The 10,954-nt window shown below is 60.7% G+C and carries 12 protein-coding genes and 1 other RNA gene; 5 read left to right on the top strand and 8 right to left on the bottom strand.

Going from position 1 to position 10,954, the window contains the following annotated elements:
* The first annotated feature begins 400 nt into the window (after positions 1-400).
* The 3 genes from IJL83_03165 to ruvX all read left to right on the top strand — a co-directional run bounded on the left by IJL83_03165 (position 401) and on the right by ruvX (position 2,103).
* Positions 401-721 (top strand): DUF1292 domain-containing protein, encoded by a 321-nt coding sequence (locus tag IJL83_03165; protein ID MBQ6552599.1) that lies wholly within the window; start codon positions 401-403, stop codon positions 719-721.
* Between the two features lie 60 nt (positions 722-781).
* A non-coding RNA gene (gene ssrS / locus IJL83_03160) (6S RNA) lies at positions 782-960 on the top strand.
* A gap of 531 nt (positions 961-1,491) precedes the next feature.
* Complete coding sequence (gene ruvX, locus IJL83_03155) at positions 1,492-2,103, top strand: Holliday junction resolvase RuvX (GenBank protein MBQ6552598.1); 612 nt, start codon at positions 1,492-1,494, stop codon at positions 2,101-2,103.
* Between the two features lie 60 nt (positions 2,104-2,163).
* Here the strand turns inward: ruvX and IJL83_03150 are convergent, their stop codons facing one another.
* Entirely contained in the window at positions 2,164-2,736 is a 573-nt protein-coding gene (locus IJL83_03150) for a phosphate propanoyltransferase (GenBank protein MBQ6552597.1), read from the bottom strand.
* Between the two features lie 95 nt (positions 2,737-2,831).
* Between IJL83_03150 and IJL83_03145 the strand changes: the two genes are divergently transcribed.
* On the top strand, positions 2,832-4,427 hold the full coding sequence (locus tag IJL83_03145) for a penicillin-binding protein 2 (protein ID MBQ6552596.1): 1,596 nt from the start codon (positions 2,832-2,834) through the stop codon (positions 4,425-4,427).
* Here the strand turns inward: IJL83_03145 and IJL83_03140 are convergent.
* From IJL83_03140 to IJL83_03110, 7 genes are all read right to left on the bottom strand, one after another.
* Complete coding sequence (locus IJL83_03140; GenBank protein ID MBQ6552595.1) at positions 4,412-4,828, bottom strand: transcriptional repressor; 417 nt, start codon at positions 4,826-4,828, stop codon at positions 4,412-4,414. The two genes, IJL83_03145 and IJL83_03140, sit on opposite strands and share 16 nt — an antisense overlap.
* 4 nt (positions 4,829-4,832) lie before the next feature.
* Positions 4,833-6,218 (bottom strand): asparagine--tRNA ligase, encoded by a 1,386-nt coding sequence (asnS, locus tag IJL83_03135; GenBank protein ID MBQ6552594.1) that lies wholly within the window; start codon positions 6,216-6,218, stop codon positions 4,833-4,835.
* Positions 6,219-7,409, bottom strand: a complete 1,191-nt coding sequence (locus IJL83_03130) for an LL-diaminopimelate aminotransferase (protein MBQ6552593.1) — start codon at positions 7,407-7,409, stop codon at positions 6,219-6,221.
* Between the two features lie 56 nt (positions 7,410-7,465).
* Complete coding sequence (locus IJL83_03125) at positions 7,466-8,035, bottom strand: hypothetical protein (protein ID MBQ6552592.1); 570 nt, start codon at positions 8,033-8,035, stop codon at positions 7,466-7,468.
* Between the two features lies 1 nt (position 8,036).
* Complete coding sequence (locus tag IJL83_03120; protein ID MBQ6552591.1) at positions 8,037-8,234, bottom strand: hypothetical protein; 198 nt, start codon at positions 8,232-8,234, stop codon at positions 8,037-8,039.
* Between the two features lie 268 nt (positions 8,235-8,502).
* Positions 8,503-9,000 (bottom strand): ImmA/IrrE family metallo-endopeptidase, encoded by a 498-nt coding sequence (locus IJL83_03115; GenBank protein ID MBQ6552590.1) that lies wholly within the window; start codon positions 8,998-9,000, stop codon positions 8,503-8,505.
* 6 nt (positions 9,001-9,006) lie between these two features.
* Positions 9,007-9,399 carry a helix-turn-helix transcriptional regulator gene (locus IJL83_03110; GenBank protein MBQ6552589.1) on the bottom strand — a complete coding sequence of 131 codons (393 nt, stop codon included), beginning with the start codon at positions 9,397-9,399 and terminating at the stop codon, positions 9,007-9,009.
* Positions 9,400-9,672: 273 nt separating this feature from the next.
* On the opposite strand from IJL83_03110, the gene IJL83_03105 reads away from it, so the two are divergent.
* Positions 9,673-10,920 (top strand): DNA polymerase IV, encoded by a 1,248-nt coding sequence (locus IJL83_03105; protein MBQ6552588.1) that lies wholly within the window; start codon positions 9,673-9,675, stop codon positions 10,918-10,920.
* Positions 10,921-10,954: the final 34 nt, after the last annotated feature.

Raw genomic sequence — 10,954 nt, 5'->3', positions numbered from 1 at the left:
CTTAGCGTCTGGATTTACATTCGCCCTCTCGGACGACGTAAATAGTACTCTCAAAAAAATTAAGGGTCATTTTTGGTAATTGTCATAATGTTGTTTAATTTTCAAGGTCCGTACGTATCCCCGCAAACACCCGTTTTTTGGGGACAGCTTGATTATTGTACCACCGACCTTCGCTCTTGTCAAGAACTTTTTTCGTATTTTTTTAAATTTTTTTCGCGAGCCGGAAAACGCCTATCTTACGCGGTTTTTCCGCGATATATATTATATATAAATGAAGGCATTTATTCACTCCGCGGCGGAAAGATACGGCGGCGATATTTTTCAATTCGGCTCATTTCCACTTGTAATTTACGTTCGCGTGTGTTAAAATACCAGCATAGACACGAAAGGAGCTAAAACAATGGCTGAAGAATTTGACGATCTGATCGTATTGACCGACGAAAACGGTGAAGAATCCACCTGGGAGCATATCGGCACGTTCGACGTCGGCGGCAACTGCTACGTCGCGATGCTTTCGCTCGACGGCTGCGACTGCGGGGAGGACGACTGCGACTGCGACGACGAAGGCGAAGTCTGGCTGATGAAGCTCGTCACCGACGAGAACGGCGAGCAGGCCTTCGCGCTCATCGAGGACGAAGACGAATACGACGCCGCCGCGATGGAATACACCCGCATCTATGAAGAAGGCGGCTTCGACGAAGAAGAGGAAGAGGAGGAATAATAATCCTCCCCTTTTCTTATAAAAACTGTTGCGGAAGACGTTTTTATCGAGTATAATATAAGTGTCCTCGCCGGACGCGACAGCATTTAAAACCTACAATTTCAATAAGGGAGACCCGACTCTCGTCTCGGATTGCAGACCTCCCGCTTTCAGCGGAAGAAGGGAGCGTGAACAGCGAGGCGGACACCCACCTGCAAATAAGCGGGTTTGAAATACGCTGTCGCGCCGCGGGGATTTTGTTTTCGGCAAAGCCGCCGAAATCCAAATCAATATTATCATTTTGTAAGGAATCTTCAAACATGACCACACGCGTTTATCTCATTCGCCACGCGCAGGCGGAGGGCAATATTCAGCGCCGCTTTCAGGGGCATACTGACGCAGGGCTCACGCCGGCCGGCGAAAAACAGCTTGAATATCTGAAGAAGCGCTGCGCGGAGTTCCGCTTCGACGCCGCCTACTCCTCCCCGCTCACGCGCGCGAAGCAGACGGCGCTCGCCGCGATCGGCGACCGCGACCTCGAACTGCGTATCGAGCCGCGGCTCATCGAGATGAACATCGGCGAGCTGGAGGACGTCCCCTACGCCGAGCTGACCGTCCGCTTCGCTGAGGATTTCCGCCTCTGGACGAACGAGCCGCACCGTTTCGCCGCGCCCGGCGGCGAAACGATGAAGCAGGTCTACGACCGCACCTACGCCGCGATAACCGACATAGTACGCGCGAACGAAGGCAAAAACGTGCTCGTCGTTTCGCACGGCTGCGCGATGCGCGCGATGCTCTGCGCGCTGAAGGGGATCGGCTTCGAGAAGCTCGGCACGATCCCGTGGTGCGACAACACGGCGATCTACATAATCGACTTCGACGAGGATCTGAAGCCCGCGTTCGTGCTCGACGGCGACGTTTCGCACCTGCCGGACGAGCTGGCGACCTTCCGGCGTCAGTCGTGGTGGAAGGAATCCGCCGCGCCGACGCGTCTGCTCGGCGTCGACTACGGCGACGCGCGCACGGGGCTCGCGCTCAGTGACGAGAGCAAGACGCTCGCCTCCCCCGCCGGCACGATAAAGGAATCCGATCCGGAAAAGCTCATCGACAGGATATCCGCCTTCGCGCACGAGAACAACTGCGCGCAGATAATCATGGGGCTGCCGCTGAATATGAACGGCACGCGCGGTCCGCGCGCGGAAAAGGCGGCGGCGTTCGCTTTCGAGCTTGAGATGCGTAGCGGCATCAGCGTCTACTTCTGGGACGAGCGCCTGACAACCGTCGGCGCCGCGGCGTATATGAACGCCACCGACTTCAAGGGCAAGAAGCGCAAGGACAATATCGACACCGCTTCCGCGTGCCTGATACTGCAGGGGTATCTGGATTATATCAAGAAGAAATAACAGACGATACAAAAACGCCCGTTCGGCTGAACGGGCGTTTTTTTATTGTTCTTTTTGACGTTATCCCACGATCACGCCGTAGGTTTCGCCGGCGTAGCCCATGGCGTTGGCTTCGTCGGTGTCGATATGCATCGCCTTCTTGAAGTTCGGGCTGACGCGCACGACGACGTTGTCGAAAACGAGTCCGCGCTCGCCTTCGGTCTTGACGCTGACGATCTGGCCGTTGGTCACGCCGAACTCTTCGGCGTCCGCGGGAGTCAGATGGATGTGGCGCTTCGCGGCGATCGCGCCTTCGGGGATGTCGATGCTGCCTTCGGGACCGACTATGGTCACGGGCGCGCTGCCGGCGATGTCGCCGGACTCACGGACGGGCACCTTGATGCCGAGCGCTCTGGCGTCGGTGCAGGAAAGCTCGACCTGTGTCGCCTTGCGGACGGGGCCGAGGATGGATATATTCTTGAGCGTATTCTTCGGCCCGACGAGGTCGACGCGCTGCTCGGACTGGAACTGACCGGGCTGAGAAAGCTCCTTCTTAAATGTGAGCTCGGCTCCCTTGCCGAAAAGGATCTCCACGTGCTCCTGCGTCAGATGGACGTGGCGGGCGGAGGATTCGATAAGTACTGTTCTTTCCATTTATAATACTTCCTTTCGTTTTTCTTTCACCCGTTATTTTACACCATCGGCACGGTTTTTTCAATACTCTTGAGTAAAACGGGCAAAATATTTTTATGAAGAAACGGACGCTGAAGTTTTACGCCGCGCTGATACTGATCTTCACCGCGCTCACGGTGCGGGTGTTTTTTGTCATGCGCGGAGACGACGGGCTCGCGGTGCTCTCGACGGGGCGGCGGTATTCGGTGAAGCTGACGGAGCAGCGCGGGGATATCCTCGACCGCAACGGCGCGTCGCTCGTCGACGGCGAAAGCGACGTTTACGCCGTATGCGTGCCGCCGCTGAAAAGCGAATACGCCGTGAAGCGTCTGGCGGAGGCGGCGGGCGTTTCGCCCAGGCGCGTTACGAAGGCGGCGGAGTCGGGGATGCCGTTCGCCTTCAAGGTCAGCGACCGCGATCTGCGGCTCGAAAACGTCGCGCTGCTCGAGGTCCCGCGCCGCTTCCCCTCCGACGGCGTGGCGGCGCACATCGTCGGCTACGTCAACGGCGACGGAAAGGGCGTTTCCGGCGTCGAGCGGGCGTTCGACGGCGTGCTCTCCGGCGGCGGGAGCGTCAACGCTTCCGTGACCGTGAGCGCGCGGGGGCGCGAGCTGACCGGCGCGGCGGTTTCACGCGGCGGCGACGGCGGCAGGAGGGCGGTCGCGCTGACAATCGACAAAAACCTCTCGCTGATGGCGCGGGCGGCGTTCTGTTCCGTAGAGGGCAATCGGCGCGGCGCCGTCGTCGTCATGGACGTAAGCAACGGCGACCTGCTCGCCTGCGAATCCTTCCCCGACTACAACCCGAACAGCGTAGCGGAGAGTTTGACCGACGCGGACGCTCCCCTGCTCAACCGCGCCTTCGCGGCGTTCAGCGTCGGCAGCGCCTTCAAGATCGTCACCGCCGCTTCGATAATCGAGGCGGGGCTGGACGGCTTCGTTTACACCTGCCGCGGATATATCCACGTCGGCGGCAGGGACGTCAGCTGCCACAAGGACGAAGGCCACGGGCGCGTGGGGCTCGCCGCCGCCTTCGCCGGCAGCTGCAACCCCTACTTCATAAAAGCGGCGCTCAACGTCGGCGCGGACGGCCTTTACGACGCGGCGGCGCGTTTCGGGATCGGACGCGCCTACCGCCTCGCCGACGGCATGGTCACGGACGCCGGCCGGCTGACTGAAAAGAGCTCGCTCGCCGCTTCCGCCGCGGTCGCGAACTTCTCAATCGGGCAGGGCGATCTCATGGTTACGCCCGTGCAGGCGGCGGTGATGGTTTCGGTCGCCGCGAACGGCGGACTGCGCCCGACTCCGCGGCTCGTGACAGCTATACGCGACGAATCGGGCGACGTCGTCGAGGCGTTCGACTCCGCGGAGCCGGAGCGCGTTGTAAGCGCCGAGATCGCGGAGCGGCTGCGGAAGCTTATGGTCAACGCGGTCGAGAACGGCACCGGCGCGGCGGCGAAGCCGAAGGCCGGAGGCGCGGGCGGCAAGACCGCGACCGCGCAGACGGGCAGTTTTTCCGAAGACGGAACGCGCGTGAACAACGCGTGGTTCGCCGGATTTTACCCCGCCGAAAGCCCGCGGTACGCCATCGTCGTTATATGCGAAAACGGGAGCAGCGGCTCTCGAAGCGCGGCTCCCGTTTTTAAACTGATATGCGATTATTTGTCTTCCTGACGGCGTTTGCACTCGCCGCAGATACCGTAGAAAACCGTTTTGTAAGGATCGACGGTGAAGTCGTGCTCGCCGTAGATGTGTTCCGCGAGCTCGGAAAGGTGGTCGCAGGTCATATGGAAGAACGCGCCGCAGTTCTCGCACTTCATGTGGAAGCAGTTCTCGCTTTCGCACTCGGCGAGACGGAAGCAGGCGCTTTCGCCGTCGGCGGCGGCGTACTTCACGAGGACGCCCTCCCCCACCAGCCGGTCAAGGCAGCGGTATACGGTCGTCAGCCCGATCTTTTCGCCGCGCGCGCGGAGCAGGTCGGTAACCTGCTGCGCGGTCATATGTCCGCCGGCGCTCTCCTTCATGCAGGCAAGCACCGATTCGCGCTGGCGCGTGTTGTAAACTCTGTTCGCCATAGTTTTACGCAAGCAGATTCTTCGCTCTCGGGAAGGGGATCGTGTCGCGGATGTTGCCGATGCCGGTGATGTACATAAGCATACGCTCGAAGCCGAGGCCGTAGCCCGCGTGCGGCACGGAGCCGAAGCGGCGCAGGTCGGTGTACCAGACGTAGTCGTCCATCGTCATCTTGCGGTCGGTGATCTGCTTCATCAGCAGGTCGTAGTTGTCTTCTCTCTGACTCGCGCCGATGATCTCTCCGACGCCCGGAACGAGCAGGTCGGTCGCCGCGACGGTCTTGCCGTCCGGGTTGAGCTTCATATAGAATGACTTGATGTCCTTCGGGTAGTTGATGACGAAGACGGGGCGCTTATAGACCTCGTCGGTCAAATAGCGCTCGTGCTCGGTCTGCAGGTCGAGCCCCCACTCGACGGGGTAGTCGAACTGCTTTCCGGACTTCTTGAGAAGCTCGATCGCCTCGGTGTATTCCACGACGGCGAACTCGGAGTTGACGATGTTGAGGAGCTTGTCCTTCAGGCCCTTCTCATAGAAGCGCTCGAAGAAGTCGATCTCCTCGGGGCAGTTGACGAGCACGCTGTTGGTGATGTGCTTTATCATCGCGGTCGCGAGCTCGATGATGTCGAAAAGGTCGGCGAACGCGACTTCCGGCTCGATCTGCCAGAACTCCGCGGCGTGGCGCGGCGTATTTGAGTTCTCGGCGCGGAAGGTCGGGCCGAAGGTGTAGATCTTGCTGAGCGAACGCGCCATCGCTTCGCCCTCCAGCTGACCGGAAACGGTCAGACCGGCGGTGCGCTTGAAAAAGTCGGTGGCTGCGTATTCTTCTGCGCTCTTGATGTCCTCGCCGAAGACGTGGGTGGTGACGTGGAAGATCTCGCCCGCGCCCTCGCAGTCGCTGCCGGTGATTATCGGGGTGTGGACGTAGGTGAAGTTCCTGCCCCTGAAGAATTCGTGGATCGCCGCCGCGAGCTGCGAACGGATGCGGAACATCGCCGCGAATGTGTTGGTCCTGCCGCGCAGATGCGGGATCGTGCGCAGGAACTCGAGCGAATGCGCCTTCTTCTGCAGCGGGTAGTCCTCCGGCACTTCGCCGAGGACTTCGACGCTGTCGGGGTGAAGCTCGAAGGGCTGCTTCGGGTTGATGGATTCGACGAGCCTGCCGCGGACGGCGAGGGATGCGCCGGTGTTCTGCCTGAGCACCTTGTCGACGTCGGCAAAGGTCGCCTTGTCGATGACTACCTGCAGGTTTTTCATAGACGTGCCGTCGTTGAGCTCGACGAAGCAGACCTGCTTTGAGTCGCGGATGGATTTTATCCAGCCGCAGACGGTCATTTCGGTCCCGATGAGCTCTTTATAACTCTTGTGGATATCGCAAAGATCGGTATGTTTCATTTATAATTCCTCCCTGACGGTTCTCTTTATTCTCTCGACGGCCTCCGCCGTGCGTTCTCTGTCTCCGAACGCGGTCAGACGGAAGAAGCCCTCGCCGTTGACGCCGAAGCCGGCACCAGGCGTTCCGACCACGCCCGCTTTTTTCAGCAGCAGGTCGAAGAACTCCCACGAGCCCATGCCGTTCGGGCATTTAAGCCAGATATAAGGCGAGTTTTTGCCGCCCGTGTATTCGATGCCGAGCTCGTCGAGCGCGGCGGATATCATGCGCGCGTTCTCTTTGTAGTAATTGAGGTTTTCCTTGATTTCCGCGAGCCCCTCGTCGCTCAGCGCGGCCTCCGCCATACGCTGTATGACGTAGGAAACGCCGTTGAACTTCGTCGCGGTGCGCCTCGCCCAGAGGGCGTTAAGGCACACGCCGTCGGCGTTCAGCTCCTTCGGCACGACGGTGTAGGCGCAGCGCGTGCCGGTGAAGCCGGCGGTCTTGGAGAGACTGCAGAACTCGATCGCGCACTCTCTCGCGCCTTCGATCTCGAAGATGCTGTGCGGAAGGCCGCCTTCGACGAAGCCCTCGTAAGCGGCGTCGAAAAGTATCACGCCGCCGCAGTTTCGCGCGTAGGCGATCCACTTCGCGAGCTGTCCGGCGTCATAGACCGCGCCGGTCGGGTTATTCGGCGAGCAGAGGTAGATGAGGTCGGCCGGAGGCGTGCTTTCGTCCGGAATGGGCAGGAAGCCGTTCTCCGCGCTGCCGTTTACGTATATGATGTTGTTGCCCGCCATGATGTTGGTGTCGACGTAGACGGGATAAACGGGGTCGGGGATCAGCGCGGTCACGCCCGGGGCGAAGATATCGAGGATGTTGCCCACGTCGCACTTAGCGCCGTCGGAGACGAAAATCTCGTCGGGAGCGATCTCAACTCCGCGCCGCGCGTAGTAGCGGCTGACGGCTTCGCGTATGAAGGGATAGCCGCCGTCCGGCGCGTAGCCGCGGAAGGTCTCGACGCGGCCCATTTCGTCCGCCGCCTTCTTGCCCGCTTCAACGACGGCGGGGCAAAGCGGACGCGTCACGTCGCCGATGCCGAGGCGGATTATATCCTTATCCGGCTCCTGCGCGCGAAACTCCGCGGTGCGCTTCGCTATCTCGGAAAAGAGGTAGCTCGGTTTCATTTTCTGGAAATTAGCGTTGACTTTCATAACACATCTCCGCCCATAATATACTAATTGACATTATAGCACAATCGGCGCGGAATTCAATAGCTTTTTTTGCCGAAAACCGGCAATTTCGCGACAAGGCAGAGCCCGAGCAGCAGCGCGGTCGGGTTTTTGCCGCATTTAAGAAAGATCAGCGCGCCCGCCACCGTCAGCAGGAAGGTCACGGCGACGTCCGCGCAGAACGCGACTTTCGCCGCGCTCCCCCTTTCGCCGAGCGCGAGGCGGAGCAGCTTGCCGCCGTCAAGCGAGGAGTGCGGCAGGATATTCAGCAGGCACAGAAGCAGGTTCGCGCCGAAGAAGATATAAGCGCGCAGCGACGCGCCGCCGAACGCCTTTACCGCGCCGGCGGCGAGCAGGTTGCCGAAGCATCCGGACGCCAGGATCAGCGCCGCTTTCCCCTTCGGCGGCTCGGAGTTCAACTCCATGCGCGCGCCTCCGCCGTGGAGCGAGACGCGCCGCACGCGAAAACCGCAGGCGTATATCGCGAGCAGATGCGCCGCTTCGTGCGCGAGCGCGGCAAGCACCGCCCAGACGGCGAGCCCGCCGCTGACGAACATCAGCGCGCCGAGCGAAAGCAGGAACGGCACGCCGACGTCGAAGCGCAGCACGCTACGCCGTGAACTCGTTATACTTGCCGACAACGTACTTCACCACCCCTATCGCGCTTCCGCCGGAGGCGATCTCGCGTTTCACCGGCGACGTATCCGCGCCGCCGAGCCGCAGCGCGAGCAGCACCGCCGTTATCAGCGCCGCGGCGGCGACGCGCACCGTGCCGACGCCGATATGCGATAATATGCTCTTTTTCACGGTTCTCACCCTTTCAACAGCTTGTGCTACATTCTATTGAGGGCAAGTCCGGATTAGAACGAAAAACGGAAGGAACGCGTTCCTTCCGTTTTTGAGTTCATGGTTTAGAATTATGACGTCAGCTCGCCGCCCGGCGCTGTCATTCCGGGGAGGCGGCGCCGACGAGGAATCCCCTGTCTTGTGCAGACGGCTGCCGAAGGTGCGGGATCCTTCGGGCTTCGCCATCAGGATGACAGAAGGCAGGACTGCACCCCTAACAATAACGCCGTCAATACAGCGGATTTTTCAGTTCGCGCGGCGCGTGATGCTGACGGCGTTTCTCGTAGTTCGCCGCCTTTATCGTGACGAGCGTTTCGGGTACGCCGAGCGTGGCCGCCAGCTCCTGCGCCGTCATGCCGTTCACGGCGGCGTGGGAGACCTGCCGGTCGTCTATGAGCAGGTGCGCGGCGAAAAGATTCGCCTCGTACTCCAGCTTGTTTTTCACGTCGAACATCACGAAGTCGCAGAGCCCCGCCTTCGCGGTCGCGGCGCGGTGGAGCTTGTCGTGCCCCAGCTCGTGCGCGCAGATATAGCGCATCTCCTCCTGTGACAGTCCGGCGTTGATGAAGACGCAGCGGCGGCGAAGGATAACTTTATACATACCCTTGAGCTTGGTGAAGTCATTGCGGAAATAGACCGCTATCCCCTCCTGGCGCGCTATCTCGAAGGGATCGCGCGTGCCGTATTTCGCCGCAAGCGCCTCCGCTTCCAACTCGATATAGCTCATTGCGGATCACGACCTCGCGTATTTCCTGTTATCGTTTTTCGCGTCCCAGTAGGCGTCGATTATCGCGCGCAGGACGGCGTCCTTGTCCTCATCCTCAAGCTCGCCGCCCGCGAAAAGTCCGCTGACCTCCGCGACGAGCTCCTTCGCCTGCGCCATGCCGCGCGCGCCGCCGCGGGCGTGCGCCTGCGCAACGAACTCGTCCGCCTCGCTCATGAGATAGTCGGCGCTGACGGAAAAGCGCTTCGCAAGGCGCATGACGATCTCCGCCTGCTTCGGGTAGCAGCGGCCGCTCTCGTAGTTGATGAGCGTGCGCTTGGTAACGTCGATCTCGGCGGCGAGCGCCTCCTGCGTCAGCCCTTCCTTTTTGCGCAGCTCCCTGAGTTTCTCTCCGAAAAGCATTTCGTTTCCTCCCCCGTATAAAACGGCAAAAATATGAAAGTAATTTCATCATCTTTCACTTGACAATGAACTTCGTTTCACCTAAAATAATAGATGCAGGGCGTTGGTGAAACAAATTTCACCAATATATTACAACGACTTTCACCATTTGTCAAGTGGTTTTTGAAAAAACCTCACAAACCTCCGGACAAGCGGCGGGGGCGTGTTTGCTGACGCCGTTTTTGCGGCCGGCGGCGGAAAGCGGCCGCGTTTTCGCGGAAAGGAGGGCTGCGCGTGGACAGGACGATACTGCATTGCGACATAAACAACTGCTTCGCCTCTATCGAGACGGTGCTCGATCCGTCGCTGAAGGGGCTGCCGATCGCCGTCTGCGGCTCGAAGGAGGACCGCCACGGCATCGTGCTGGCGAAATCGGAAGAGGCAAAGCGCTTCGGCGTGGCGACGGCGGAGCCGATATGGCAGGCGCAGAAGAAGTGCCCGCAGCTCGTCATCGTTTCGCCTCACTACGGCGAATACGCGCGCTTCTCGCGCGCCGCGCGGGAGCTTTACGCCGAATACACCGACCTCGTAGAGCCCTTCGGCATGGACGAATGCTGGCTCGACGTCAGCGCGAGCACGCTCCTTTTCGGCGACGGACGCGCCATCGCGGACGAGCTGCGGCGGCGTATGCGCGAGGAGGTCGGGCTGACGATCTCCGTCGGCGTCAGCTTCAACAAAATTTTCGCGAAGCTCGGCTCGGATATGAAGAAGCCGGACGCGACGACGGAGATCGGGCGCGACTTCCGCGAAAAGATATGGCCGCTTCCCGCGGCGGATCTGTTCGGCGTTGGGCGCAGCGGAAGAAAACAGCTCGAGCGCTACTGCATACGCACGATAGGCGACCTGGCGACGACCGGCCCTGACTTCCTGCGCTCCGTCTTCGGCAAGGCGGGGCTGACGCTCTGGCAGTATGCAAACGGGCTCGACCTCTCCCCCGTCATGCCGATCGGGTACGTCAGCCCGATAAAGAGCGTCGGGCACGGGCAGACGCCGCCGGCGGATATGAAAGATAACGCGGAGGTCTGGCTTATGCTGCTGCATCTGGCGCAGGACGTCGGCAGGCGACTGCGGCAGAACGGCCTTGCGGCGCGCGGAGTTTCCGTGCGGGTGCGGGACGGTATGCTCACCTTCCGGCAGTATCAGACGGCGACGCGCTACCCGACCTCCTGCGCCTGCGAACTCGCGGAGGCGGGCTTCCGCCTCTTCCGCGAGCGGTACGACTGGCGCTGCCCCGTCCGCGCGGTGACGCTGACGGCGATAAACCTCTGCGACGAGAAGTTCCCCGCGCAGCTCGACTTCGGCGGCGGCTTTCGCCGCCACGAACGCGCCGAGACGCTCGAACGCGCCGCGGACGGCGTCCGCAGCCGCTTCGGCAAGGGCGCGATAACGCCTGCTTCGCTGCTGCTGCGCAAGAAGAGCGAGTATATCCCGCCCGCCTTCGCCGATCCCCTGCGGCACATAGAAACGCATCTCGATATATAAAAACGCCTCCCGCTCGGGAGGCGTTTGTTGTTAA

It is taken from the genome of Clostridia bacterium, assembly GCA_017438525.1.
Classification (GTDB): domain Bacteria; phylum Bacillota; class Clostridia; order Oscillospirales; family RGIG8002; genus RGIG8002.
The sequence above is the reverse complement of the archived record's forward strand: the minus strand, read 5'-3'. Positions and strand labels throughout refer to the sequence as shown.

What these genes read in the sequence shown, in the direction of transcription:
- IJL83_03165 (MBQ6552599.1), top strand. Translation starts at nt 401, where the DNA reads ATGGCTGAAGAATTTGACGATCTGATCGTATTGACCGACGAAAACGGT.
- ruvX (MBQ6552598.1), top strand. Translation starts at nt 1,492, where the DNA reads ATGCTCTGCGCGCTGAAGGGGATCGGCTTCGAGAAGCTCGGCACGATC.
- IJL83_03150 (MBQ6552597.1), bottom strand. Translation starts at nt 2,736, where the DNA reads ATGGAAAGAACAGTACTTATCGAATCCTCCGCCCGCCACGTCCATCTG.
- IJL83_03145 (MBQ6552596.1), top strand. Translation starts at nt 2,832, where the DNA reads ATGAAGAAACGGACGCTGAAGTTTTACGCCGCGCTGATACTGATCTTC.
- IJL83_03140 (MBQ6552595.1), bottom strand. Translation starts at nt 4,828, where the DNA reads ATGGCGAACAGAGTTTACAACACGCGCCAGCGCGAATCGGTGCTTGCC.
- asnS (MBQ6552594.1), bottom strand. Translation starts at nt 6,218, where the DNA reads ATGAAACATACCGATCTTTGCGATATCCACAAGAGTTATAAAGAGCTC.
- IJL83_03130 (MBQ6552593.1), bottom strand. Translation starts at nt 7,409, where the DNA reads ATGAAAGTCAACGCTAATTTCCAGAAAATGAAACCGAGCTACCTCTTT.
- IJL83_03115 (MBQ6552590.1), bottom strand. Translation starts at nt 9,000, where the DNA reads ATGAGCTATATCGAGTTGGAAGCGGAGGCGCTTGCGGCGAAATACGGC.
- IJL83_03110 (MBQ6552589.1), bottom strand. Translation starts at nt 9,399, where the DNA reads ATGCTTTTCGGAGAGAAACTCAGGGAGCTGCGCAAAAAGGAAGGGCTG.